Source organism: Aeromonas sp. s7(2024) (genome assembly GCF_040907825.1).
GTDB classification, from domain to species: Bacteria; Pseudomonadota; Gammaproteobacteria; order Enterobacterales; family Aeromonadaceae; genus Aeromonas; species Aeromonas veronii.
In genome coordinates this window covers 1-25338 of sequence record NZ_JBFOCM010000011.1, presented here as the reverse complement: position 1 = coordinate 25338, position 25338 = coordinate 1, and the positions used below count along the sequence as shown (strand labels likewise).

At 60.1% G+C, this 25338-nt stretch carries 19 protein-coding genes, 1 tRNA gene and 1 riboswitch; of the genes, 5 read left to right on the top strand and 15 right to left on the bottom strand.

Going from position 1 to position 25338, the window contains the following annotated elements; genetic code table 11:
* Nucleotides 1-33 precede the first annotated feature (33 nt).
* Genes rhlB through AB5Y73_RS03190 form a run of 3 tightly spaced genes read left to right on the top strand, consistent with a single transcriptional unit; the run spans nt 34 to nt 3110 of the window.
* Nucleotides 34-1323 carry an ATP-dependent RNA helicase RhlB gene (gene rhlB, locus AB5Y73_RS03200; RefSeq protein ID WP_005339414.1) on the top strand — a complete coding sequence of 430 codons (1290 nt, stop codon included), beginning with the start codon at nt 34-36 and terminating at the stop codon, nt 1321-1323.
* An 11-nt stretch (nt 1324-1334) separates the two neighbouring features.
* Nucleotides 1335-2825, top strand: coding sequence for a guanosine-5'-triphosphate,3'-diphosphate diphosphatase (gppA, locus tag AB5Y73_RS03195; protein ID WP_005342413.1), 1491 nt, complete (start codon nt 1335-1337; stop codon nt 2823-2825).
* A gap of 30 nt (nt 2826-2855) precedes the next feature.
* Nucleotides 2856-3110 carry a Rho-binding antiterminator gene (locus tag AB5Y73_RS03190; RefSeq protein ID WP_026035056.1) on the top strand — a complete coding sequence of 85 codons (255 nt, stop codon included), beginning with the start codon at nt 2856-2858 and terminating at the stop codon, nt 3108-3110.
* 71 nt (nt 3111-3181) lie between these two features.
* Here the strand turns inward: AB5Y73_RS03190 and AB5Y73_RS03185 are convergent, their stop codons facing one another.
* From AB5Y73_RS03185 to prlC, 3 genes are all read right to left on the bottom strand, one after another.
* Nucleotides 3182-3934, bottom strand: a complete 753-nt coding sequence (locus AB5Y73_RS03185) for a class I SAM-dependent methyltransferase (RefSeq protein ID WP_107683512.1) — start codon at nt 3932-3934, stop codon at nt 3182-3184.
* 63 nt (nt 3935-3997) lie between these two features.
* Nucleotides 3998-6547 (bottom strand): bifunctional diguanylate cyclase/phosphodiesterase, encoded by a 2550-nt coding sequence (locus AB5Y73_RS03180; RefSeq protein WP_107683500.1) that lies wholly within the window; start codon nt 6545-6547, stop codon nt 3998-4000.
* Nucleotides 6548-6754: 207 nt separating this feature from the next.
* Entirely contained in the window at nt 6755-8797 is a 2043-nt protein-coding gene (gene prlC / locus AB5Y73_RS03175; protein ID WP_107683501.1) for an oligopeptidase A, read from the bottom strand.
* 437 nt (nt 8798-9234) lie between these two features.
* A riboswitch (cyclic di-GMP riboswitch) is annotated at nt 9235-9320 on the top strand.
* 50 nt (nt 9321-9370) lie between these two features.
* Here prlC and AB5Y73_RS03170 point away from each other — a divergent pair.
* Together AB5Y73_RS03170 and AB5Y73_RS03165 are read left to right on the top strand one after the other, a co-directional pair.
* A complete protein-coding gene (locus AB5Y73_RS03170) occupies nt 9371-11560 on the top strand; it encodes an immunoglobulin-like domain-containing protein (RefSeq protein WP_279499354.1) in 2190 nt (729 codons plus the stop codon).
* 168 nt (nt 11561-11728) lie between these two features.
* Nucleotides 11729-15235, top strand: coding sequence for a hypothetical protein (locus tag AB5Y73_RS03165; protein WP_107683503.1), 3507 nt, complete (start codon nt 11729-11731; stop codon nt 15233-15235).
* A gap of 83 nt (nt 15236-15318) precedes the next feature.
* Here AB5Y73_RS03165 and hemB read toward each other — a convergent pair whose 3' ends face one another.
* From hemB to AB5Y73_RS03105, 12 genes are all read right to left on the bottom strand, one after another.
* Nucleotides 15319-16335: a porphobilinogen synthase gene (hemB, locus tag AB5Y73_RS03160; RefSeq protein WP_005339394.1), complete on the bottom strand. Its 1017-nt coding sequence runs from the start codon at nt 16333-16335 to the stop codon at nt 15319-15321.
* Between the two features lie 3 nt (nt 16336-16338).
* On the bottom strand, nt 16339-17124 hold the full coding sequence (locus AB5Y73_RS03155) for a TatD family hydrolase (RefSeq protein ID WP_107683504.1): 786 nt from the start codon (nt 17122-17124) through the stop codon (nt 16339-16341).
* 188 nt (nt 17125-17312) lie between these two features.
* Entirely contained in the window at nt 17313-18068 is a 756-nt protein-coding gene (tatC, locus tag AB5Y73_RS03150; RefSeq protein WP_005339388.1) for a twin-arginine translocase subunit TatC, read from the bottom strand.
* On the bottom strand, nt 18065-18529 hold the full coding sequence (tatB, locus tag AB5Y73_RS03145; protein WP_107683505.1) for a Sec-independent protein translocase protein TatB: 465 nt from the start codon (nt 18527-18529) through the stop codon (nt 18065-18067). The genes tatC and tatB overlap by 4 nt, the downstream gene beginning before the upstream one ends.
* A gap of 3 nt (nt 18530-18532) precedes the next feature.
* Nucleotides 18533-18784: a Sec-independent protein translocase subunit TatA gene (gene tatA / locus AB5Y73_RS03140; RefSeq protein ID WP_005339385.1), complete on the bottom strand. Its 252-nt coding sequence runs from the start codon at nt 18782-18784 to the stop codon at nt 18533-18535.
* A gap of 42 nt (nt 18785-18826) precedes the next feature.
* On the bottom strand, nt 18827-20467 hold the full coding sequence (gene ubiB, locus AB5Y73_RS03135; protein WP_236095655.1) for a ubiquinone biosynthesis regulatory protein kinase UbiB: 1641 nt from the start codon (nt 20465-20467) through the stop codon (nt 18827-18829).
* Complete coding sequence (locus tag AB5Y73_RS03130; RefSeq protein ID WP_236095656.1) at nt 20467-21075, bottom strand: SCP2 domain-containing protein; 609 nt, start codon at nt 21073-21075, stop codon at nt 20467-20469. The genes ubiB and AB5Y73_RS03130 overlap by 1 nt, the downstream gene beginning before the upstream one ends.
* Nucleotides 21076-21083: 8 nt before the next feature.
* A complete protein-coding gene (ubiE, locus tag AB5Y73_RS03125) occupies nt 21084-21836 on the bottom strand; it encodes a bifunctional demethylmenaquinone methyltransferase/2-methoxy-6-polyprenyl-1,4-benzoquinol methylase UbiE (RefSeq protein ID WP_005342396.1) in 753 nt (250 codons plus the stop codon).
* Between the two features lie 65 nt (nt 21837-21901).
* Nucleotides 21902-22279 carry a fluoride efflux transporter CrcB gene (gene crcB, locus AB5Y73_RS03120; RefSeq protein WP_107683508.1) on the bottom strand — a complete coding sequence of 126 codons (378 nt, stop codon included), beginning with the start codon at nt 22277-22279 and terminating at the stop codon, nt 21902-21904.
* A 95-nt stretch (nt 22280-22374) separates the two neighbouring features.
* Nucleotides 22375-23640: a cytosine deaminase gene (locus AB5Y73_RS03115; protein WP_041210568.1), complete on the bottom strand. Its 1266-nt coding sequence runs from the start codon at nt 23638-23640 to the stop codon at nt 22375-22377.
* Nucleotides 23634-24878, bottom strand: a complete 1245-nt coding sequence (gene codB, locus AB5Y73_RS03110) for a cytosine permease (protein WP_107683509.1) — start codon at nt 24876-24878, stop codon at nt 23634-23636. The genes AB5Y73_RS03115 and codB overlap by 7 nt, the downstream gene beginning before the upstream one ends.
* Before the next feature lie 251 nt (nt 24879-25129).
* Nucleotides 25130-25205, bottom strand: a tRNA-Thr gene (locus AB5Y73_RS03105).
* Nucleotides 25206-25338 lie beyond the last annotated feature (133 nt).

Genomic DNA, 25338 nt, shown 5'->3' with positions numbered 1-25338 from the left:
ATTATTGCAAGCCTAACCTGATAACCTACCGCCATGAGCAAAACACACTTAACGACCGACAAATTCGCCCAAATGGGCCTCGAACCCGAAGTTCTGGCTGGTCTGGAATCAAAGGGATTTCACTATTGCACGCCCATCCAGGCACTGTCTCTGCCACTGCTGGTAGAAGGTCATGACCTCGCCGGTCAGGCCCAGACAGGAACCGGCAAGACCATTGCCTTCTTGGCCGCGACATTCAACTATTTGCTGACTCACCCGCTGACCAAGCCCCGTCTGGTTAACCAACCCAGAGCCATCATCATGGCACCCACCCGGGAACTGGCAGTACAGATCTATAACGATGCCGACAGCATCGCTGCTTCTACCGGCCTGAAACTCGGCCTCGCCTACGGTGGCGAAGGTTACGACAAACAGCTGGCCGTGCTGGAGCAGGGCGTCGACATCCTGATCGGCACCACTGGCCGCATCATCGACTACTTCAAGTCCAAGGTGATCGATCTGAGCAACATTCAGGTCGTGGTACTGGACGAAGCGGATCGCATGTTCGATCTGGGCTTCATCAAGGACATCCGCTTCCTGTTCCGCCGCATGCCGCCCGCCACCGAGCGTCTGAGCATGCTGTTCTCAGCCACCCTCTCCCTGCGCGTGCAGGAGCTGGCCTACGAACACATGAACCATCCGGAACATGTGCAGGTAGAGCCTGAGCAGATGACCGGCGTGCGGATCAAGGAGGAGCTGTTCTACCCCTCCAATGAAGACAAGATGTTGCTGCTGCTCTCCCTGATGGAAGAGGAGTGGCCGGAAAAAGCGATCGTCTTCGCCAACACCAAGCATGTCTGTGAAGACGTCCATGCCTGGCTGGAAAACGACGGCCACCGCGTCGGTCTGCTGACCGGTGACGTGCCGCAGAAGAAGCGGATGAAGATCCTCGAGGATTTCACCAAGGGTGCGCTCGATATTCTGGTCGCCACCGACGTGGCCGCCCGTGGTCTGCACATCCCTGACGTGACCCACGTCTTCAACTATGACCTGCCCGACGACGCCGAAGACTATGTACACCGTATCGGTCGTACCGGTCGTGCCGGCAAGAGCGGTCACTCCATCAGCCTGGCCTGTGAAGACTATGCCTTCAACCTGCCGGCCATCGAGGAGTACATCCACCATGCCATTCCGGTCAGCAAATATGATCGCGAAGCGCTGCTGGATGACGTGACCCCGCCGAAACGGGTGTTCCGCAACCGTCAGCCGGTGAACCGCAACATGCGGGATCGTCAGGGCGGTGGCAACAGCAACAACCGTCGTCGTCCGCCGCGCAAGAGCTAAGGACAGGCCCGTTGCACAACTCGCCTCTCTATGCCGCTATCGACCTCGGCTCCAACAGCTTTCATATGCTGGTGGTGCGCGAGGTCGCCGGTGCCCTGCGCACCGTCGCCAAGGTCAAGCGCAAGGTTCGCCTCGCAGCCGGGCTCGATCCGGAATTTCGTCTCAGCCGTGCCGCCATGGAGCGAGGCTGGGACTGTTTGCGTCTCTTCTCCGAACAGTTGCAGGACATTCCGGCCGACAATATCCGGGTGGTGGGCACCGCCACCTTGCGGCTTGCCACCAACGTCGATGAGTTCCTCAGCGAAGCGGAACGGGTACTCAACCACAGCATCGAGATCATCTCGGGCGAGGAAGAGGCCAAGACCATCTATGAAGGGGTCTCCTGGACCTCTGCCGGGGAAGGCAACCGGCTGGTGATCGACATCGGCGGTGCCAGTACCGAACTGGTGATCGGCGAACATAGCGAAGCAAAACTGCTCAACAGCCTGCACATGGGCTGCGTCACCTGGCTCAACAATCACTTCGGTGATGGCGAGCTCTCCGAAGCCCGTTTCGAGCAGGCGATTGCTGCCGCCAAGGCGGTGCTGGAGAAGGTGGCGGACGATTACCGCGCCCTCGGCTGGCGTACCTGTGTCGGCGCCTCCGGCACGGTGCAGGCGCTGCAAGAGATCATGCTGGCGCAAGGGAAGAGCGAGCGGGTCACCCTGCCCAAGCTCCAGGAGCTGATGGGTCAGGCCATCGCCTGCGGCAAGCTCGACCGGCTGCAACTGGAAGGGCTGGCGGCCGAGCGGCTGACCGTATTCCCCTCCGGCCTCGCCATCCTGATCGCCATCTTCGAAACCCTCGATATCGAGAGCATGACCCTCGCGGGGGGCGCCCTGCGTGAAGGACTGATCTACGGTCTGCTTGGCAACAATCACGACTGTGATGCCCGGGATCGCACCGCCGACAGCCTGATCAGCCGCTATCAGCTGGATAAAGAGCACGCCGAACGGGTGCGCGATACCGCTGTCGAGGCGTTCAACCAGCTGCAACCGGCCTGGCGACTCTCGAAACGCTACGGTCGTCCGATCTTGCGTTATGCCGCCCTGCTGCACGAGATCGGCCTCTGTATCGAATACAAGAAGGCGCCGCAACACGCCGCCTACATCATCGACAACATCGACATGCCGGGCTTTACCCCTGCGCAAAAGAAGCTGTTGTCGGCCCTGCTGTTCAACCAGCGGGACGAATTCAAGCTGGAACCACTGGAGAAACAGGGTGCAGTCACCGGTCGTCAGGCGATCCGGCTGGCCCGTATCCTGCGCATCGCGCTGATCCTCTGCATGCGCCGTACCCAGGGCACAGTGCCCAGCTTCACCCTGCAGGCAGAAGAAGAGTCACTGACACTGACCCTGCCCAAGGGCTGGATGGATGAACACTACCTGCGCGCCAGCGAGCTGCGCTTTGAAGTGGAACGCCAGCAGAAGATGGGCTGGCCGACCCGCGTACAGGAAGCCTGACTCAGCAACCTGCCTGTTTTGGAGCCGATCATGCCGGATTATCAACCCATCAGCTGCGATCTCTACGACTGGCTCGAAATTGCTGCCAGCTGGCAACTGCCGGTGACCCTCACCAGCCGCGATGATCGCCAATGGGATGACAAGATCCGCACTATCGAAGCCAGCGAAGGGGTCGAGTATCTGCTGCTGCACAGTGGCGAGCAGCTCAGTCTGGCAGAACTGGCGACCTTGCGCCTGAACTGGCAAGGGGAAGAGAAGCTGATCCGCTTCGCGCCAACCAACTGAATCTAATAAGAAAAAGGAGGGCCAACATGACGTTGGCCCTCCTTTTTTGCATCCGTAACTCGCACCGACCGTTAACTCGCCGCCAGCGCCGCCATCACATAGACATCGAAGCGATTGCTCTTGGTCTCGATAGCCATGCTGGGCTTCTGTTCGTTGAGCCAGCCGGCGTAGTCCGGCCGCTTCACCACCACCCGCTTGTTCGCCATCTTGAGGGCAGCCGGCAACAAGGCATCCGCATCGAGATCCGGCCCCACCAGCGACTGGAACACCCGCATCTCTTTTTTCACCAGCGCCGACTTCTGCTTGTGAGGGAACATGGGGTCGAGGTAGATCACCTCGGGCCGCTCCGGCAGCGCCAGCAAGTTGTCCACCGCCGGGCCGTGCAGCAGGTGCATCCGCTCACGCACCCAGGGGCCAATCTCCGGGTCTTCGGCGGCTCGAGCCAGACCATCCTGCAGCAGAGCAGCCACCACAGGGCTGCGTTCGATCAGGGTCACCTTGCAACCGAGGGAGGCGAGCACGAAGGCGTCGCGCCCCAGACCGGCAGTGGCATCCACCACGGTCGGTGTGGCACCGGCCTTGAGCCCCACCGCCTTGGCGATGGACTGGCCCCGACCGCCGCCAAACTTGCGGCGATGTGCCACCGCCCCTTCCACGAAGTCCACATAGACGGCACCCAGCTTGGGCTCATCCAGCTTGCGCAGCTCCAGTCTCTCTTCAGTCAGTACCAGCGCAAACGGAGCCGGAAACTCCACGTCGGCAAGGCGTAAACGCAGGGCGTCGAGCTCGCCATCACGGGCGGGGACTTCACTGAAAACCTGAATATGGGGCATAGGAGACAGACTCATGGCACGTACAGAAGCGGCCATGATAACAGAAGCGGTGGATCAGCTCACGACAGTGAGGTTCATCCCCTGACGGTTGAGAGCGAGGTAATCAATGAGATCGTCATAGGCCAGCGGGCGGCTGAGCAGATAACCTTGGGTGAAGGCACACCCCTTCTGGCAGAGGAAGTTGAGCTGCTCGCGGGTCTCTACCCCCTCGATCACCACCTGCATGCCGAGGTTGTGCACTATGTTGATGATGCCGTCGAGCAGCATCCGATCCTGCTCATTGAAGGGGATATGGCGCACGAAGGAGCGGTCGATCTTGACCAGATCGACCGGGAAGGTGCGCAGATAGTTGAGGGCCGAGTAGCCGGTACCGAAATCGTCGATGGCCAGCTTGCAGCCCGCCTCGCGCAGGGCATCGATCCGCACCCTGTGCTGATCGCTGCTCTCCATCAGCAGAGATTCGGTGATTTCGATGACGATGTCGGCAGGATCGAGCCCGAAGTGCTGGATCACCTTGAGCCACTCACTCGCCTCGGGGTCGATGGTCTGGAACTCCATGGTGGAACGGTTGATCGACATCTGCAGATCAGGGAAGCCGGACTGCTGCAATCGCGCCAGATCCCGGCAAGACTGCCACAATACCAGCGCACCCAGCCCCTGAATCAACCCCGCCTCTTCCGCCAGCGGAATAAACTCGGCAGGAGATACCTGCCCCCAGTGGGGGTGATACCAGCGCACCAGCGCCTCCAGCTTGGCGACCCGTCCGCTGCGATTGTCCCAGATGGGCTGGTAGGCCATGGTCAGCTGCTCCAGCTTGATCGCTTCGGCCAAATCCTGCTGCATCTGGTGGCGCTGGCGTACCTCTTCCCGCATGGATGAGCAGTAGGCACCGAGCAACCGTCCCTGCCGCTTGGCCGCAAACAGCGCCTGTTCGGCGTTGCGCAGCAGCTCGTCGCTCTCGCTGCCATCAACCGGGCAGAGGGTCATGCCGATGGTCGCGGTCACATAGAGATGCTGGTTGGCCAGCATAAAGGGACGGGCAAAGCTGCCGATCACCTGCTTGGCAAACACCTCGGCCTGACGGCGGGTGACGATGCCGGGCACCAGGAACGCGAACTCATCGCCACCGATACGGGCCACCAAATCTTCGGTGCGCACCCGGCTCACCAGTCGATCCGAGACCTCCCGCAGCAGGGCATCGCCAGCATGGTGATCCATGCTGTTGTTGACCGCCTTGAAGTTGTTGAGGTCGAGCACCATGAGCGCGAAGCGCTCGCCCCGCTCGCAGAAGCGGGTGAGGCAGCGGCCAAACAACCAGCGGTTGGGCAGGCTGGTGAGGTTGTCGTAGTTGGCCTGGGTCGCGATCTTCTGCTCGGCCACTTTGGTCTGGGAAAGATCGCTGAAAATGGCGATATATTGCTGAATTTTGCCGGCTTCGCGCAGGGTGCTGATCATCAGCTGCTGCGGATAGAGCTTGCCGCTCTTGCGCTTGTTCCACACCTCGCCACGCCACACCCCCACCCGCTCCAGCGCGTGGTACATGTCGGCATAGAAGGTCTGATCGTGCAGCCCGGACTTGAGCATGCTGGGACGTTGGCCCCGCACCTCGTCGCTGCTGTAGCCGGTGATCTGCTCGAAGGCCGGGTTGACCGAGATGATGCGACTGTCGGCATCGCACACCAGAATCGCTTCGGAGAGGTTGTCGTAGACCCGGTGAGAAAGCTTGAGCTGCTCCGCATGGCGCTTGAGGGGATCGATATTCTCCAGCAGCACCATCAGGTAGTCCGGCTGCTGCTGCTCGTCGCGGATCAGGGTGACAGTCACTCGCCCCCACAGGATCTCGCCCCCCTTGCAGAAGTAGCGCTTCTCCTGGGTGAAACTGCTGCGCTCGCCGCGCCGGATCTCCTCGTAGCACTCAAGGCTGCGCTGCCAATCCTCCGGGTGATTGATGTCGGAGATGGAGCGATGAAGCAGCTCGTCGAGGGGATAGCCCAACATCTTCTCGATAGCCGGATTGGCCCAGAGAATGCGGCCGGTAAGATCGAGCTTGCCGATCCCCACCGGGGCCTGAAACAGCATGCTCTGCAACACATGAGGGGTATCAGGCAAGAGTTGCGGCAGCTGGCGCTGCAGCATCAACGCCAGTTCGCGACCGGCCAGCGGCCCCAGCAACCGGAGCAGCCCCATCACCTTCGTCATATTGGCCTGCGGCTGACGATAGAGCAGGCAGCAGATACCTATGGTTTCGCCATCCGCATCCTTGAGGGCGATCCCGGCGTAGGCCTGGGCTTGCCACGCATCGGCAAGCGGCATCGCGGGGAACAGCTGCAACAGACGATCGCTGAACCAGGCTTCCCCCTCCTGCCAGGTAACGGCATCGGGAGAGTCAGTGATTGGCAGTGTCAGGGTATCGGGGTCAAGAGAGGAGGGATGGGCAGCCTGAACCGTCAGGTGGGTAGCATTTGATTCCCTGCTGGCGATCAGGACGACATCAGCCATCACAGCAGCGGCGATTTCACTCACAAAGGTATCGAAATATCCCTGGCCGCTCGAATGAGCCAGACTTGAGATGATTTGATAGACGGAATCGAGTGCTCGCCTCATGGCAAGTGGCTTTCTCTCCTTGAAGGTTAGAACACGACTCTACTGAAGAGCTGTGAGCAGTGCAAATATGCAATCAGCAAGATATTAAAAAGCCTTGAAAAAAGGGACCAAAAGGTCCCTTTTTGTCGCAGAAATCACGACTCGATCCCACTATGCCGCAAAACAGTGTACCTGGTTGAAGCTCACACAGGCGGCGGGTCAGGAATCTCAGGCAGCGATCCCGCTGTGTCGCAGCAGTGCATCCACCTTGGGCTCACGGCCACGGAAGGCTCGGAACAGCTCCATCGGCTCCTTCGAGCCCCCCTTCTCCAGAATATTCTTCAGGAAGGATTGGCCGGTCGCCTGGTTGAAGATCCCCTCCTCCTCGAAGCGGGAGAAGGCATCGGCAGAGAGCACCTCGGCCCACTTGTAGCTGTAGTAGCCCGCCGCATAGCCGCCCGCGAAGATGTGGGAGAAGCTGTGCTGGAAGCGGTTGAACGCCGGTGGCGTCATCACGGCCACCTGACTGCGTACCTCGTCCAGCAGCGCCGGGAGCTGTGCCGGATTGGCCGGGTCAAACTCCTGATGGAGACGGAAGTCGAACAGGGCGAACTCCAGCTGGCGCAACATCTGCATCGCCGCCTGGAAGTTGCGGGCGGTCAGCATCTTCTCCAGCAGATCGGCAGGCAACGGCTCGCCGGTCTCGTAGTGGCCGGAGATAAAGGCCAGCGCCTCGGACTCCCAGCACCAGTTCTCGAGGAATTGGCTCGGCAGCTCCACCGCATCCCAGGCCACGCCGTTGATACCGGCGACACCGGCCACATCGATGCGGGTCAGCATGTGGTGAATGCCGTGGCCAAACTCGTGGAACAGGGTGACCACTTCGTTGTGGGTAAACAGCGCAGGCTTGCCATCCACCGGGCCGTTGAAGTTGCAGGTCAGGTAGGCCACCGGTTTTTGCAGCGAGCCATCCTGACGGTAGCGACGACCCAGACAGACATCCATCCAGGCCCCGCCCTGCTTGTGCTCGCGGGCGTAGAGGTCGAGATAGAAGCTGCCGCGCAGCTCGTCGTCGGCATCGAAGATGTCGTAGAAGCGCACGTCCGGGTGCCAGGTGTCGATGCCGAGACGCTCGCGCACCTTCATGCCGAACACCCGCTTCACTACTTCGAACAACCCCTTCACCACCTTGCTGGCGGGGAAGTAGGGGCGCAGCTGCTCATCGGAGATGGAGAACTTGTGCTGCTTGAGCTTCTCGGCGTAGTAGGCGAGATCCCAGGCTGCCAGCTCGCTCTGACCATGCTGCTCGGCGGCGAAGGTGCGGATCTCCTCCAGCTCAGCCTTGCCTTGTGGCAGGGATTTGGCCGCCAGATCGGTGAGGAAGCTCACCACCTGTTCGGTCTTGTCCGCCATCTTGGTAGCCAGGGAGAGCTCGGCATAGTTGGCAAAGCCCAGCAGCTGGGCCAGTTCGCGGCGCAGGGTGAGCAGCTCGCTCATGATGGCGGAGTTGTCCCACTTGCCCGCATTAGGGCCCTGATCGGAGGCGCGAGTGGTGAAGGCTTCGTACATCTCGGCGCGCAGCTCGCGGTTGTCGGCATACATCATCACCGGCAGATAAGAAGGGATATCCAGAGTGAACAGCCACCCCTCTTTGCCTTTAAGTTCCGCCATCTGACGGGCAGCGGCACGCACGCTGTCGGGCAGACCGGCCAGTTCAGCTTCATCGACCACCAGCTTGTGCCAGCCCTGGGTCGCATCCAGCACGTTGTTGCTGAAACGGGAGGCCAGCTCGGAGAGGCGGGCCTGAATTTCGCCGTAACGCTGCTGCGCCTCGGCAGGCAGACCGATGCCGGAGAGACGGAAGTCACGCAGGGTATTCTGGATCTCCTTGCGCTGGGCGCCGCTGAGCAGCGGGAAATCATCGCTCTGGGAGAGGGCCAGATAGGCCTGATAGAGCCCTTCATGCTGACCGACATAGGTCTGGAATTCGGAGAGCAGCGGCAGGCAGGCGTCATGGGCCTCGCGCAGCGCTTCGCTGTTGAGTACGGAGTTGAGGTGGCTGACCGGCGACCAGATCCGTGACAGGCGGTCATTTACCTCTTCCAGCGGGGCAATCAGGCTATCCCAGGTATGGGGATCACGCTGGGCCAGCACATCGCTGATCTTCTGCTTGCAGTCAGCAATAGCCTGAATCACGGCAGGCTGAACCTGCTCCGGCTTGATCTGGCTGAAAGGGGGCAGCGAATCCATTGTCAGCAAAGGGTTATTCATCCCGGTTACCTCTTGTTTGGTCTTGAACAGACCGCTTTAGCAGCTCTGTATGGCTTTCTAACATGTGGCCAAGCCACGCAATAATCAAGCGGGAATCCGCCGCAACCCTGTACTTTTCCAGCCATTGCGACCCGGATCTCTGCCGTTGCTGCAGTTTTGCTATCAACAGCCAGTAACAGAATGAATCTGTGGGCCTTTTTTGGCTCTTACCGCTACTTTCAAGGGGCAAAAAGTCGCCATTTACCGGCGCCACAGCTGCCAGCCAAGTACCGTCATGCTCAATCATGGAAACGGACAAAATGTGGTAGCTGTAACAAATTATCAATATTTTTCAGTCAATTAGAATCAAAACCAACTATTGATTAATTTATTTTCAAGCATCTATCATAGGCAACCTGCCATGCAGGTCACTTGATTCTCTGTGCTGCACAGAAATCGGGTGAAAAAGGCAAAGTGACCCGAAAGGGCGCGACGCAAAGCCACCGGTCTAAGGGAAAACACCTATGACAGCGGGGCTGCCCCCGGGGACGTCCGGTCACAACCGACGCCCCATTTGCACCGTACGGAGAGACGATGAACAAACTCAAATTATCCCTGCTTGGCTGCCTGCTCGGCATGGGCGCCCCCATGGCATATGCCACCAGTGCCGGTCAGGCGATGGTCAACCCCCAGTCCGGCGTAGTAGTCGGCTATTGGCACAACTGGTGTGACGGCTCGGGCTACAAGGGCGGTATCGCCCCCTGCGTCAAGCTCGATCAGGTCAACCCGCAATACAACGTGGTCGATGTCTCCTTCATGAAGGTCTATGGCAGCGATCCCATCCCCACCTTCAAGCTCGACCCGGCCATCGGCATGAGCGAAAGCCAGTTTATCGAGCAGATCGCCGAGCTGAACCGTCAGGGCCGTGCCGTGCTGCTGGCGCTGGGCGGTGCCGATGCGCACATCGAGCTGCGCAAGGGTCAGGAGCAGGCCTTTGCCGATGAGATAATCCGTCTGGTGGAGACCTATGGCTTCGACGGGCTGGATATCGACCTGGAACAGGCCGCCATCACCGCCGCCGACAACCAGACCGTGATCCCGGCGGCCCTGCGTCTGGTCAAGGATCACTACCGCGCCCAGGGGAAAAACTTCCTCATCACCATGGCGCCGGAGTTCCCCTATCTGACCCAGACTGGCGCCTACATCCCCTATATCCGCAATCTGGAAGGGTACTACGACTGGATCAACCCCCAGTTCTACAACCAGGGTGGCGACGGTATCTACATTGATGGCATCGGCTGGATTGCCCAGAACAACGATGCCCTGAAAGAAGAGTTCATCTACTACATGGCGGATTCGCTGAGCAACGGTACCCGCGGCTTCTACAAGATCCCCCATGACAAGCTGGTGTTCGGCATTCCGACCAACATCGACGCCGCCGCCACCGGCTATGTGCAGGATCCGCAGAAGCTCTACAACGCCTTCAACCGACTGAAGAGCGAGGGGCAACCGCTGCGTGGCGTGATGACCTGGTCCATCAACTGGGACATGGGCCGCAACGCCGCCGGTCAGTCCTACAACGAATCCTTCATCAAGAGCTACGGCCCCTTCATCCACGATCAGGAGATCACGCCGCCGGTCGACAACGGCAAGCCGGTGTTCAGCGGCCTGAGCGATACCCGCATCAAGCAGGGCACCGCCTTTGATCCGCTAGCCGGTGTCAGCGCCAACGACAAGGAAGATGGCGACCTGACTGGCCAGATCCAGGTAGAAGGCTCGGTAGACAGCCAGCGCATCGGCCTCTACCCCCTCACCTACAAGGTGAGCGATCGCGACAACAACGTCACCGAGCAGGTACGCACCATCGAGGTCTACAGCATGAAGCCGGTGTTCAGCGGTGTCACCGACACCACGCTGGAACTGGGTACCGCTTTCGATCCGATGACCGGCGTCAGCGCCCATGATGAAGAAGATGGCAACCTGACCGCCCAAATCAAGGTCAGCGGCAACGTCGACAGCAGCAAGGTCGGCCGCTACACCCTCACCTATCAGGTGAGCGACAGCGCCGGTCAGCAGGTAACCCAGCAGCGCAACGTGACCGTCAGGGAGCAGGGCGCCGTCTGTGAAAACAGTTGGGATGCCAAGAAGGTCTACGTGGGCGGCGACATCGTCAGCCACAACGGCAAGAACTGGCTGGCAGGCTGGTGGACCCAGAACGAAGAGCCGGGCACCACGGGTGACTGGGGCGTCTGGCGCGTACAGGGCGACAGCGACTGCGGCGGCACAACGCCACCCGCCGAAGGCAGCAGCGACTTCACCGTCAGCACCATGGGCTCCGACTACACCATAGTCAACGGTCAGGTCAGCATCCGTTTCAACCTGACCACCGCCAACCCGGTACAGATCACCGCGACTCTGGAGCAGAGCGGCCGCAGCCACGGTACCACCAGCAGCCAGGTGAACGGCACCAGCACCCTGGTGCTGCAGGGCAGCAATGTGACCGACGGTAGCTACGAAGTAGTCATCACCGGTCTGGCAGATGGCCAGCAGCCGGTGGTACAGCGCTTCCCGGTTGCGCTGACCGAAGAGAGCAGCGGCGGTGGCGAGGGTGACTACCCGGCCTACGCCCCCAACACCGGCTATCAGGCCGGTGATCGGGTCAGTAATGCCGGTGGCAACTATGAGTGCAAACCCTGGCCCTACAGCGGCTGGTGTGGCGGCTCGACCAGCCACTATGCACCGGGTACCGGCTCTGCCTGGAGCGATGCCTGGATCAAGCTCTGACCTTGCCCCAACCACTAACGGGGGCCGGCAGGCCCCCGCCCATATCCTGCCCGTCGGCCACGCTGCCGATGGGCAGGATGCACTGACCCGGACGGGTTAGCCCCTCTCTTTTACATGCTTGCCAACCACCAAAAAACATCCAACAACAACCAAGATAAGGAAATCACCATGCCAAGAACCACCAAGCTTGCCACCCTGCTCGGTTTGCTGCTGTCGGCCCATGTCGTGGCCGATGAGCGCGAACAAGCCTATTTCAAACAAACCTATCAGGAGCACTACGAACAGATGACGGCGCGCCTCGCCGCGCTGCACCAGAGTGCGGCTGACGAGCAGAACGTGATCATCAAGGATGGCAAGCGACACCTTGCCATCAACGGCCTGCTCTACCCGCTGACAGCGGATAACCACATCCTGTTCGATCTGCCCAAACCCCACTTTTTCGACGAAACAGCCATTCGTAACGTCTTTGATTTCTTCGATGAGGAGTGGGAGCTGACCTGGTACGACGGTGGGGTCGTAGCGGTCAACAAACGCTTTGGTAACTATGACTACGGCAACGGCTGTCTGCTGGAGTACTTCCCCCACGGCCAGATCCAGAATGGCGAACGCACCCGGGTGGTGATGGAGAGCAGCTCCTGCAGCGTCAACTCGTTTGCCACCTCGCTGCAATATCTGGACAAAGGCGAGGAGCTGACGGCCGACCAGCTGGGGCTGGACGCCAGCCTGATCACGGCGGTCGAGCGCTATCAGGATCGGCTCTATGTCAGCCAGAACGGCAATCCGGGCCATGTGGCCATTATCGATATCCCGAGCCGCCAGCAGATTGGCGAGATCCGCGGCACCGCAACCGGCAGTGCCACGGCCTACAACCAGGTCAGCGAACTGTTTGTCCGCAACAACCTGCTCTACGTGGTCTCGCGCTACTCGCACCGGGTCGATATCTTCGATCTGGCCGACGAGCATCGCCATGTCACCACCCTGGGAACCGGTCGGGATTCCGGCAGCAACAGCCTGCACCGCGCCCAGGCCGTCTTTGCCAATCAGGATTACGTGCTGGTGGCCGATGCGCTGAGCGAGATCAAGGTCTACCGCCAGCAGGATGTGACGCCGGAGAACAGCCTCCAGACCCCCATCGCCGGTCGGCTCGCCTTTGAAGGAAAATACAGCCACCGTCTGGTGCAACTCCATCAGGTGGGTGACTATCTCCTGGCCCATACAGCCGGCAAAAACTACTACATCTATGACTTGCGCAAACTGGCTGATGCCATCGCCAGCAACATCCCGCTGGCGCCTGAGCAGGTGATCGCCGACAGCAATCTGCAAAAAATCGACATGGATGGCGATCTGCTGGTGGTGAACTTCAAGGACCGCATCGAGTGGCATGATGCCGATACCCTGATCGCCAACGACTTTCAGTTCAAGAACCCGACCTTTACTGTCCGGGAGATCAACCAGCAGCCCGTGGCGGCGCTGAAAGATCTCCAGCTGGTGGGCTCGGCGCTTGTCACCGCCAACGAACGCGGCCTGGGTTTCAACCAGCTGCTGAGCAAGGAGATCAGCTTCACGGCCGACGAGCAGTTGCCGGCTCGCCCGCTGATCTTCGATCAGCTGATGCCGACCGCAGTCAGCTACATACTGCGCAATGACGAACCCTACGAGGTGCTGATCGATCGCGCCCAGCGTTCGGTCAACATCAATTCGCTGGTCAAGACCGAGCTGCTTGATAACGACACGGTGCGCATCACCAACTATGCCGCCAGAGAGCTGCATGACATCAATATCGAGTCACGCCTGAACGGTATCAACAAGTGGCTGATCCTGGGCCAGCTCGATCGCCTGCCCGCCTATGCCCAAATCACCCTGCCACTGAGCGCCTTTGGCGAACAGGGACGCTTCAACAGCGCCAGCCGCGATGGTGTGTTTGATCTCAACAACCTGCTCGACAACAGCATCAATCTGCCAGCCCAGTTCGAGCACAGGTTCAGCTCCAACTCGGATCCGTTTGCCCAGAAGCTGGCACGCCTCAAGCCAAGCTGGAACGTGCGCTTCGCCACCAACACCAGCGGCTCCTGGCGCCCCATCAATGCCCTCTACGCCCGCGAGTGGCTGATCATCGCCACCAACCTGGCATACATGGTCTCGACCGAGGAGTTCAAACACGTCTGGTACAACTTCAAGGCAGTGAACGGCTACGAGATGTTCGGCAATGGCGGTAACAGCTATGTGCCAAACGGGATCTTTACGGCGGCCGATTATGACTACTACTACCACAGCCTGATGAAGCGCCCCTACCTCAACCTGGGGATCACCGCCATGGGGGGCGGGCTCGGGAGTGGTGGCATCACCGGGGTCGATACCTTTAACTTTGTCAGCCACTACTACGGCAGCTGGGGCATCATTGCCCACGAATTTGGCCATGGCTTCGATGGGAAGTCCTACAGCCATGAGAGCGCGTTTGCCCGTGGCAGCCATGGCTGGCATCCCCTGATGACGGGCATGGCCAACTACCATATCCGCAAGGGCGACCTGCCCTATCTGGACGATGATCTCAACGGTTTCCACAAGCCGGAAAACGACATCTATCGCTACAACTCGGTCAGCCAGGGGGCTCGCAAGCACCGCGCTGACAGCCACATGTACTATACCGACCACTACTTCATGCAATTCTCCACCATGCCGCAAGGCTGGGTAGCCAACGGCAGCGACTTCAGTGCCGGGCAGCTGGCAGCCCTGAACAATCAGGAGCGACTGCTGATGGGCTGGATCCCCAAGGAGTCGGAGAAAGGCAATCTCTGCCGGTTCACCTTCCAGGATGGCGAGCAGTACTACGGCTACGTCGAACAGCAGGCTGATGGTCTGCTCTGTGATGCCGGATCCCTGATCCGTTATCGTCAGCCCGATGGCCAGTTTGTGCCGCTGGTCTCGGCCATCAACCAGTTTGACTGGCTGTCACTCCACCACAAGGGCAAGCTGGATCAGCCAGTGCTGCACCAGAATGGTCGCCAGCTCTGCTACAAGAATGTGGCGGGCTTTTACGGTATCGGCTTCGTCAATGACAACAAACAGTGCACCCAGTTGCCCAACGTCTATCAGACCAATGGCAAGCACTGGCTGACCAGCTCCGGCTGGACCGGTCTGACCTACCTGAGCGGAGACTTCATTCTGCCCACGACCGGTAGCAGCAGTGACTTCACCGTCACCGATCTGGCGGCCGAATATCTCATCGTCAACGGCGCGATCGACTTCAGCCTGACGCTGACCACCGCCAACCCGGTGACCGTCACCGCGACCCTGTTGCAGGATGGCAATCCGGTCGCCACCGGCAGCGCCCTGATCGATGGTCAGGGTTCCCTGCAGCTGGCACAGTCGGGCCTAGCGGCCGGCAGTTACGAGCTGCTGCTGGCGGGCATGGCTGAGGGGAGCAAGCAGGGCTTCGAGCGCCGCTTCACCCTGGCATTGGTGGAACAGGCTCCGGGTGGTGACAGTGACGGTGGTAACGGCAGCTACCCAGCCTATGTTGCGGGCACCGCTTATCAGAGTGGCGAACGGGTCAGCAATGCCGGTGGCGACTACGAGTGCAAACCCTGGCCCTACAGCGGCTGGTGTGGCGGCTCGACCAGCCACTATGCGCCGGGTACCGGCAGCGCCTGGAGCGATGCCTGGATCAAGCTGTAATCATCCGCTCGTGACCAAAAGAGAGTCATAACGACAGAGGGGGAGCCATCGGCTCCCCCTCTCGTTTCTCTCTTCAACCCGGCTTAACGGGCATCTTCCTTCAACCACTGCGCCACGCGCTTGGCGAAGTAGGTGAGGATGCCATCGGCCCCGGCCCGCTTGAAGCAGAGCAGAGACTCCATGATGGTCTCCTTCTCTTTCAGCCAGCCGTTCTGGATCGCCGCCATGTGCATGGCGTACTCGCCGCTGACCTGATAGGCGAAAGTCGGCACGCCGAACTGATCCTTCACCTGACGAACCACGTCCAGATAGGGCATGCCCGGCTTGACCATCACGCTGTCGGCCCCTTCCTGAATATCCAGCGCCACTTCGTGCAGGGCTTCGTTGCTGTTGGCCGGGTCCATCTGATAGGTAGCCTTGTTGCTCTTGCCGAGGTTGCCGGCAGAACCGACCGCATCGCGGAACGGGCCGTAGTAGCAGGAGGCGTACTTGGCGGAGTAGGCCATGATCTGGGTGTTGATGAAGCCATTCTCTTCCAGCGCCGCGCGGATGGCACCGATGCGGCCATCCATCATGTCGGACGGCGCGACTATATCGACCCCGGCTTCGGCGTGGGAGAGTGCCTGCTTGATCAGGATCTCGGTGGTGATGTCGTTCAGCACATAGCCTTCGTCATCGATGATGCCGTCCTGACCGTGGGTGGTGAACGGATCGAGCGCCACGTCGGTGATCACCCCCAGCTCCGGGAAGCGGGCCTTGAGGGCACGCACGGTGCGCTGGGCCAGCCCGTTCGGGTTGTAGGCCTCTTCCGCCATCAGGCTCTTGCTCTCCAGCGGAGTGACCGGGAACAGGGCAATAGCAGGTACGCCCAGCTCCACCAGCTCGGCAGCCTCGATCAGCAGCAGATCGATGGAGAGACGCTCCACCCCCGGCATGGAGGGAACGGCTTCCCGACGGTTCTCCCCCTCCAGCACGAACACCGGATAGATGAGATCGTTGACGGTCAGTACGTTCTCGCGCACCAGACGACGGCTGAAATCATGTTTGCGCAGACGGCGCAGGCGGCGGCCCGGAAAGGCGCCCGGAAGAGTTGTAGCCATGAATCACTCCTGGAGAGGAAGTTGGAAGAACGCGGCGGAGGTGGCCCGGGTATGGGCCAGCAAGGCCTCGGGCGCTTCACCACGACAGGCCGCCACCACCTGGGCGATGTGCGGCAAAAAAGCAGGTTCGTTGCGTTTCGGGCGCGGTTTCAGATCCCGCGGCACCAGATAGGGGGCATCGGTCTCGATCATCAGCCGACCGGCCGGAATGCGAGCTACCTGTTCGCGCAGCAGCTGACCACGGCGCTCGTCGCAGAGCCAGCCAGTCACCCCGATATGCAGCCCCAGCGCCAGACACTCGTCCAGCTCCTCGTCGGAACCGGTGAAGCAGTGCAGCACGGCTCCCGGTAGTTTCGGCAACCAGGGACGGAGGATCTCGATAAAACGGGCGTGGGCGTCGCGGCAGTGGAGAAACACCGGCATCCGGAGCTCAGCAGCCAGTGCCAGCTGGGCGTCGAATACCGCATCCTGCACCGGGCGGGGGGAGAAGTCGCGGTTGTAGTCGAGGCCGCACTCGCCAATAGCCACCACCTGCGGCAAGGCTGCCAGCTCGCGCAGGGCGGGCAGGGTCGCCGCATCGACACTCTTGGCATCGTGAGGGTGTACCCCGGCGGTGGAGAAGCAGTAGCCCGGCCAGCGGGCGGCCAACTCTGCGCTCTCGCGGCTGCCGTCCAGATCGGTACCGGTCAGGATCAGCGCTTCCACTCCGGCGGCACGGGCACGGGCCACCAGCTCAGCCTGCTCGCCGGCGAACTGGCTGCTGGTCAGGTTTAAACCGATATCTATCATGGGATGAGACGTTCCGAACAAAAGGAATACATATCAGGTATTTGAAAACCATCTACCGAATGGGGTCTTACCATACGCCTCGAACGGGAGCATGAAAAGAGGAAGGGAGCCTCAGCTCCCCTCGTTCTGCTATTCCTGCGGACGTCGTCATCCTCTCGCCGTCCGGCAAACAGGTGACGAACAGAGCCTCAGCTCTCCCCATCCGGTTGTTCCTGTTGTTCCTCATCCTCTTTCTTCACGTAGAAGCGGGCGAAGAACAGACCTATCTCCCACAGCGCCCACATCGGAATGGCGAGCAGGGTCTGGGAGAAGACATCAGGCGGCGTCAGCAGCATGCCGACCACAAACACCCCGACGACAACGTAAGGACGTTTCTCCTTCAGGTTTTGCGGTGTGGTCACGCCGGTCCAGCAGAGCAGTATGGTGGCCACCGGAATTTCGAACGCCACCCCGAACGCGAAGAACAGGGTCAGTACGAAGTCCAGATAGCTGGCGATATCGGTCGCCACCGTCACCCCTGCGGGTGCGGTACTGGTGAAGAAACCGAACACCAGCGGGAACACCACGTAGTAGGCGAACGCCATCCCCGCATAGAACAGCAGGGCACTGGAGACCACCAGCGGCATGATCAGGCGCCGTTCGTGCTGGTACAGACCGGGGGCGATAAAAGCCCAGGCCTGATAGAGCAGATAGGGGATCGCCACGAAGAAGGAGACCACCAGGGTCAGCTTGATCGGCGTCAGGAAGGGGGTCGCCACATCCGTCGCGATCATGCTGGTCCCTTCCGGCAGCTGGCTGAGCAGCGGCTGGGCCACGAAGTCGTAGATGTTGTTGGAGAAATAGATCAGCGCCAGAAACACCACGAGGATGGCGGTAATGGAGCGCAGCAAGCGGGTTCTCAGCTCAACCAGATGGCTGATCAGGGGTTGTTCGGCCTGACTCATGGCTTCACCTCCCCTTTTACTGCGGAGTCGCTGACCGACACAGGCTCACTCTCCCGCTGGCTATTGACCGGTGGCACGTCATGGCTCAGTTGCACCACAGGCTCCACCGGCGTGGCAGGCTCAGCCTGGGCGACCGGCTCGGGGCGCGGCGGACGGATCTCGTTCTCCACCTGATAGGGGCGATTGACCGACTGGGCCGCCGCCTTGAGCTGTTCGATGGACTCCTGCAGCTCGGGGCTCAGGTTGCTCATCTGCAACTGTTCGGCCTTCTTGAGGTCGTTATGCAGCTCTTGCAACTTGAGCTCCTGCTCCAGCTCGGACTTGACCGAGTTCGCGGTCGAACGAATGAGGCGGATCCAGTGGGTAGCCGTGCGGATGGCAACCGGCAGCCGCTCGGGCCCCAGTACCACCAGTGCTACCACACCGATAACGACCAGCTCCCAAAAACCGATATCGAACATGGCTTAGGCCTGGTCTTTGTCTTTCTGTTTGGCGGTCTCACTGCTCTGAGTGGCCGCTTCGTTCAGCTGTTTCGGGGGAAACTCGGCATCTTTCTGCTCGGCCTTGGCATCAGCCGGCTCGTCGGAGAGGGCTTTCTTGAACCCTTTGACCGCCGCGCCCAGATCACCGCCAATGCCGCGCAGTTTCTTGGTACCGAACAGCAGCACGACGATGACTGCGATGATCAACAATTGCCAAATACTGATACCACCCATGATTTTCTCTCCAGAACAGGCGCCTGACGGCGCGGTTGTTGATTAATGGGAACGGGTTCGCAACCAGCCGACCAGCCAGCAGAGGGCTGCACCGGCGAGACTGGCTTGTCCCCACTCAATGTGTTGTTTTTGGGTCAGCAAGAATACACCCGCCAATAGCAGGCTGGCTCCAACCCCTAAGAGGTAGCGGGCCTGCCCCTGCCGACGGCTGTGACGGCGGAACTCGGCAAACATCTGGTCGAAATGACGCTGCTGATGACGGGTCTGGCGCAGGGTCTCATAGACCAGCTCCGGCAGCTCCGGCAGCTTCTCCGCCCAGAATGGCGCCTTCTCCTTGATGGCGTTCAATACCGACTTTGGCCCCACCTGTTCGTGCATCCAGTTCTCGAGGAACGGCTTGGCGGTCTGCCACAAATCGAGCTGCGGGTAGAGCTGACGCCCCAACCCTTCCACATAGAGCAGGGTCTTTTGCAGCAGCACCAGCTGCGGCTGCACCGTCATATGGAAGCGACGTGCGGTGTTGAACAGGTTGAGCAGCACGTGACCGAACGAAATTTCGGAGAGCGGCTTCTCGAAGATGGGCTCCAACACAGTGCGGATCGCGAACTCGAACTCGTCCACCTTGGTGTCTGCCGGTACCCAGCCCGACTCCACATGCAGCTCTGCCACCCGGCGATAGTCGCGGTTGAAGAAAGCGAGGAAGTTCTCTGCCAGATAGCGTTTGTCCTCCCGATTGAGGGTGCCGACGATGCCGCAGTCGATACCGATCCAGAGCGGGTTTTCCGGGTGCTCGTAGGAGACGAAAATGTTACCGGGGTGCATGTCGGCGTGAAAGAAGCTGTCGCGGAACACCTGGGTGAAGAAGACCTCCACCCCGCGCTCGGCCAGCAGCTTCATGTTGGTGCCGTTGGCTTCCAGCGCCTCAATATCGGAGACCGGAATGCCATAGATGCGCTCCATCACCAGCACCTGCTCGCGGCAGAGATCGGTGATAATTTCAGGCACATAGAGCGCCTCGGAGCCGGTGAAGTTGCGGCGTAGCTGGATGGCGTTGGCCGCTTCGCGCATCAAATTCAGCTCGTCGAGGATGGTCTTGCGATACTCCTCCACCACCTCGATGGGGCGCAGCCGCGCACTCTGGGGCACGAAGCGGGCCACCAGACGGGCCAGCGCCTGCATCAGCCGCAGGTCTGCCTCGATGACCGGCTCGATGTCGGGACGGATCACCTTGATGACGATCTCGCGGCCACTCTCCTTCAGGCGGGCGGTGTGCACCTGCGCGATGGAGGCCGACGCCAGCGGCGTCTCGTCGAAGTCGTCAAACAGGGTCTCGATGGGACAACCCAGGCTCAGCTCGATCTGCTGGCGCGCCGCCTGACCACAGAAGGGGGGCACCCTGTCCTGCAGCAGGGCCAGCTCTTCGGCGATATCCGGCGGCAACAGGTCGCGGCGGGTCGAGAGCATCTGGCCAAACTTGATGAAGATGGGGCCAAGAGCCTCGAAGGCGAGGCGGATGCGGGCACCGCGGCTGAGATCCGGTTGCTTGTTCTTGAGCCAGAAAAGGGAGCGACGGGCCAGACGACCCGGCCAGGGTTGATAGCGGGCGGGCACCAGTTCGTCGATGCCCTGCTCCAGCAGGATGGTGATGATGCGATAGAGGCGTTTGAACTCCTTCGGGGTCATCAGGTCACCTGCTGTTCGAAGCGGGCCAGCCGCAGTTCGACGGCCTTGAGCTGCTGGGCCAGCACCTCGACGTCATCGTTGAAACTCGCCACTTCCAGCGGGCCGGGTGCGAGGCGGGCCTCTTCGGTCAGATATTCCGCCAGCTGGCTGCGGGTGCGGCACAGCTCGCGACCGACCAGGCGACGCGCCTGACGGGCACCACTGAACAGGGTGTGGGCCAGCACGTCGCCGGTATAGCGCGACAGCTCCTCCTCCCAGTCGATATCCAGCTCACCCAGCAGCACGCTGAATGCCTGCACCAGCTGGGGATCACCGCTCAGATCCAGCTTCTCCTCGCGGATATAGCGGGTCAGAGCGGACGGTTCTTTCAGCAGACCGAGGGCGGTCAGCGACAGGCTGAGCACCGCATCGGCCTCACCTTCATGCTGGGCCAGCACATCCAGCCGACGCTCGGAGAAGACAAACCAGAGCGGCTTGAGTTCACGCAGCTCCAGCTTGAACACCTTGCCCACCAGTTTGCGCAGCCGCTCCGGGCTCTGTTTGTCCAGCGCCAGCAACTGGTTGAGGCTGGTTTCGATCACCGCGGTGACCATGGCATCCATCGGCATAGGCAACCTTAAAACTTGTAACCGCGGTGCAGGGCGACCACACCCTGAGTCAGATTGAAGTACTCCACCTGCTCGAAACCGACATTTTCCATCATGCCGGCCAGGGTCTGCTGATCCGGGTGCATACGAATAGACTCTGCCAGATATTTGTAGCTTTCACTGTCGTTCGCGACGATTTCGCCCATTTTCGGCAGCAGTTTGAAGGAGTAGAGGTCATAGAGCTTGGCGATCACTTCACTGACCGGCTTGGAGAACTCCAGCACCAGCAGACGGCCACCCGGCTTGAGCACCCGGAACATGGAGGCGAGCGCCTTGTCCTTGTCGGTGACGTTGCGCAGGCCGAAGCCGATGGTGATGACGTCGAAGTGGTTATCCGGGAAGGGGAGCGCCTCGGCATTGGCCTGCACGTAGGAGACGTTGTTGGCGACCCCCAGATTGCGCAGCTTGTCGCGGCCCACTTTCAGCATGGAGTCGTTGATATCCGCCAGCACCACCTGACCGGTCTCGCCGACGATGCGGGAAAACTTGGCGGTCAAGTCACCGGTACCACCGGCCAGATCCAGCACCTTCTGGCCCTTGCGCACACCGGAACAGTCGATGGTGAAGCGCTTCCACAGGCGGTGGATGCCGAACGACATCAGATCGTTCATCAGATCATACTTGGCTGCCACCGAATGGAAGACACCTGCTACCAGAGTTTCCTTCTCGGTCGCGGCCACGGTTTTAAAGCCAAAATGCGTTGTCGTTGCTTGTTCTGACATCCCTTAAACACCCATAGAGCAAAGAATGGCCGCCAGTTTACCAGAGCCACTGGCGTCCGGACACCTTAAACCCGGCTCGCAACCAACTGCATGCCCAGTACCACCATGGCCAGACAGAGGAAGAGATTGAGACCGATATTGAGCAGCGCTTTCAGATAGGCCCCATGTTGAGCCAGCACTACCGTATCGAGGGCAAAGGAAGAGAAAGTAGTCAGGGCTCCGAGGATCCCCACCATCAGCAGCGGCTTCATCGGATGTTCTACCACATGACCGTGACTGATGAGGGCGAACGCTATCCCCATGATGAAAGAGCCCACCACGTTGACCACCAGAGTCCCATAAGGAAAGTGGCGCCCCAGCAGCAAGGCCATCAGTTCGGCAATCCCAAAACGAAGGCAGGCGCCGATGGCGCCCCCTGCAGCAACATAGAACCAGGTTTGCATGGTGTCACTCCCTCAGGGTCAGGCCGCCATTATGTCGCAATGGCGGCCCTTGTGCCCAGAGGCGGAACTAATCGCCATCCAGCCTGATTGAAATCTCAGCGGCGAAAATCGATGGGCTCGGGCTGACCCAGCACGATTTCGGTCTGGGCCGGGCGGGTCTGGGCAATCACCTTGCCATGACGAATTGAATAACGCACCGGCACCTGACGGCGCACCGCATCGAAGCCGTTCTCGGCAGGCAGGATCAGCAGGTTGGCCGGTTTGCCCACCTCGATACCATAACGATCCTGCACATTCAGGGTGCGGGCGCTGTGGCTGCTGATCAGCTTCAGACCGTCGTTAATCTGCTCGTAACCCATGATCTGGCAGACATGCAGCCCCATGTGCAGCACCTGCAACATGTTAGCAGTGCCCATGGGGTACCAGGGATCGAACACGTCGTCGTGACCGAAACAGACGTTGATGTTCGCCTCCAGCATCTCCTTCACCCGGGTAATGCCGCGGCGTTTGGGATAGGTATCGAACCGCCCCTGCAGGTGAATGTTCACCAGCGGATTGGCCACAAAGTTGATGTCCGCCATCTTCAGCAGCCGGAACAGGCGGGAAGCATAAGCGCCGTTGTAAGAGTGCATGGCGGTGGTGTGACTGGCCGTCACCCGATGGCCGATACCCCGCTCGTAGGCCAGGGTTGCCAGCGTCTCGATAAAGCGGGACTGCTCGTCATCGATCTCATCACAGTGCACATCGACCAGAACCTGATACTTCTCGGCAAGATCGAAGATGTAGTGCAGACTTTCGACCCCATATTCCCGGGTAAACTCGAAGTGAGGGATCGCGCCAATCACGTCGGCACCCAGCTTGAGCGCCTCCTCCAGCAGTGCCTTGCCGTTGGGGTAGGAGAGGATCCCCTCCTGCGGGAAGGCGACAATTTGCAGCTCGACCCACTCCTTCATCTCCTCCCGCACCTCCAGCATCGCCTTGAGCGCCACCAGATTGGGATCGGAGACATCGACGTGAGTACGGACGAACTGGATGCCGTTGGCGATCTGCCACTTCAGCGTCTGGATGGCGCGCTGTTTCACATCCTCATGGGTCAGCAGCGCCTTGCGCTCGGCCCAGCGCTCGATCCCCTCGAACAGGGTTCCGGAGAGATTCCAGCTCGGCTCGCCCGCCGTCTGGGTGGTATCGAGGTGAATGTGGGGTTCGATAAAGGGAGCGATCGCCAGACCGCCCTCCCCGTCCAGCACCCGACCTGCGACGGCATGTTCGTCATGGGGTTCGATGGCGGTGATGACCCCATCCTGACAGCGGATCTGCCACAACCCTTCCCGATCGGCCAAACGAATATGTTGAATCAGCATTTGTTAGCTTCCTGTATCAGAACCGGCCGCAGGGTGAGGCGAACCAGAATGAAATAGGTGAAGGCGGCGCCCAATACCGCGTTGAGCGGCACTATGCCCGGCAGCCACTTGCCGACAGCCACCCCGACTGCCGTGGCAACCAGCGCCTGCCAGCGGACCGTCTCGAACTGCTGATCGGCAAATTGACGGTAACGCTCACGATTGAGCAGGAAATCCATGATGATAATGCCACCGATCGGCGGAATTGCTGTACTCAAAAAGGCCAGCCAGCCGACAAAATTGTTGTAAAGCCAGAGGGCGCAAGCCGTACCGATAAGGCCGTTGATCACGCTGAGCGGCTTGCTCTTGAGGCCGGTAATGTTGGCAAAACCGAGGCCAGAGGCATAGAGCGCGTTGTCATTGGTGGTCCAGATATTGAGGCCCAGCACCAGAATGGCGGGGATCAGCAGTCCCTGCATCAGCATCACTTCCGAGATATCGGCCTGACCGGTCACCGCCGCACCGGCTGCGCCGAAGACGAACATTAGCGTGTTGCCCAAAAAAAACGCCACCATGGTAATCATGACGGCGCCCCAGGGTTTGCGACCAAAGCGAACAAAGTCGGCGGTCAGGGTTCCTGCACTGATAAAGGAACCAACCACCATGGTCAGCGCCGTGGTGAACTCGATGGGATTGCTTGGTTGTACCTGCTGCAGCGCCGCCATGCCACCGGTCGAGGTCACCGCCAGCCAGACCGAGTAGCCGCCAAGCAGTGCAATGGCCGGTACGGCCACAAAGCTCAGCACCATCAGGGCGGAGATGCCGAAGTAGACGGTCACCGTCATCAACATGCCCGAAATGGCGATCAGCCAGTTCACATCTATGCCGGTCGCCTTCTGCACCGGCAGGGCAAACATCGCCACACCAACGCCAAACCAGCCGACCTGAGTACCGCCCAGCAGCAGGGATGGCAGCCAGGAACCTTTGACGCCGAAGGAGTATCGCGCCAGCAGATGGGTAGAGAGACCGGTTGAAGCACCGATATAACCGAGACAGGCGGTATAGATCCCCAGCAACAGGTTGCCGATCAGTACCGCCTTGATGAAGTCGTCAAACACCAGACCGGTACCCAGCGCACCACCGGTCCACATGCTGGCAGAGAAGAAGGTCAGGCCGAGCATCACCAGCATCAGCGAAAGCACACCTTTGCGCCCTTTGGCGGGTACCGCCCCCAAACAGTATTCGTTATCCTGCGCCATGCTCTCTCTCCACGTAATAGGCAAAACGCGCCGGATTTTACATGTAAAACGTTTTACGTCAATCGATCATGGTTAAATCTCTGGATAAAACCATCAATAGCAGTCAAATGAGTAACACATTAGGACTCAAACCAGCAGATAAACAGTGTCGACTGCAAGCAGAGGGGGTTGCGGGAATGGGAATGTAAGGGGATATCACAAAAATGACAGATGCAAAAAAGCCTCCCTTTTCAGGGAGGCTTTCTATTTAATGGTGCTGATACCCAGAATCGAACTGGGGACCTCATCCTTACCAAGGATGCGCTCTACCGACTGAGCCATATCAGCACACTAACCGGTAAAGACCACGCTGGGCGTAATCTTGAAATTGGGTGCCTGGCAGTGTCCTACTCTCGCATGGCGAATGCCACACTACCATCGGCGCTACCGCGTTTCACTTCTGAGTTCGGCATGGGATCAG

Coding starts and splice junctions, on each gene's coding strand:
- AB5Y73_RS03170 (WP_279499354.1), top strand. CDS start 9,371: ATGAACAAACTCAAATTATCCCTGCTTGGCTGCCTGCTCGGCATGGGC.
- ubiE (WP_005342396.1), bottom strand. CDS start 21,836: ATGTCAGAACAAGCAACGACAACGCATTTTGGCTTTAAAACCGTGGCC.
- AB5Y73_RS03130 (WP_236095656.1), bottom strand. CDS start 21,075: ATGCCGATGGATGCCATGGTCACCGCGGTGATCGAAACCAGCCTCAAC.
- tatA (WP_005339385.1), bottom strand. CDS start 18,784: ATGGGTGGTATCAGTATTTGGCAATTGTTGATCATCGCAGTCATCGTC.
- AB5Y73_RS03155 (WP_107683504.1), bottom strand. CDS start 17,124: ATGATAGATATCGGTTTAAACCTGACCAGCAGCCAGTTCGCCGGCGAG.
- AB5Y73_RS03190 (WP_026035056.1), top strand. CDS start 2,856: ATGCCGGATTATCAACCCATCAGCTGCGATCTCTACGACTGGCTCGAA.
- ubiB (WP_236095655.1), bottom strand. CDS start 20,467: ATGACCCCGAAGGAGTTCAAACGCCTCTATCGCATCATCACCATCCTG.
- AB5Y73_RS03165 (WP_107683503.1), top strand. CDS start 11,729: ATGCCAAGAACCACCAAGCTTGCCACCCTGCTCGGTTTGCTGCTGTCG.
- tatC (WP_005339388.1), bottom strand. CDS start 18,068: ATGAGTCAGGCCGAACAACCCCTGATCAGCCATCTGGTTGAGCTGAGA.
- prlC (WP_107683501.1), bottom strand. CDS start 8,797: ATGAATAACCCTTTGCTGACAATGGATTCGCTGCCCCCTTTCAGCCAG.
- rhlB (WP_005339414.1), top strand. CDS start 34: ATGAGCAAAACACACTTAACGACCGACAAATTCGCCCAAATGGGCCTC.
- codB (WP_107683509.1), bottom strand. CDS start 24,878: ATGGCGCAGGATAACGAATACTGTTTGGGGGCGGTACCCGCCAAAGGG.
- crcB (WP_107683508.1), bottom strand. CDS start 22,279: ATGCAAACCTGGTTCTATGTTGCTGCAGGGGGCGCCATCGGCGCCTGC.
- AB5Y73_RS03115 (WP_041210568.1), bottom strand. CDS start 23,640: ATGCTGATTCAACATATTCGTTTGGCCGATCGGGAAGGGTTGTGGCAG.
- tatB (WP_107683505.1), bottom strand. CDS start 18,529: ATGTTCGATATCGGTTTTTGGGAGCTGGTCGTTATCGGTGTGGTAGCA.
- hemB (WP_005339394.1), bottom strand. CDS start 16,335: ATGGCTACAACTCTTCCGGGCGCCTTTCCGGGCCGCCGCCTGCGCCGT.
- AB5Y73_RS03180 (WP_107683500.1), bottom strand. CDS start 6,547: ATGAGGCGAGCACTCGATTCCGTCTATCAAATCATCTCAAGTCTGGCT.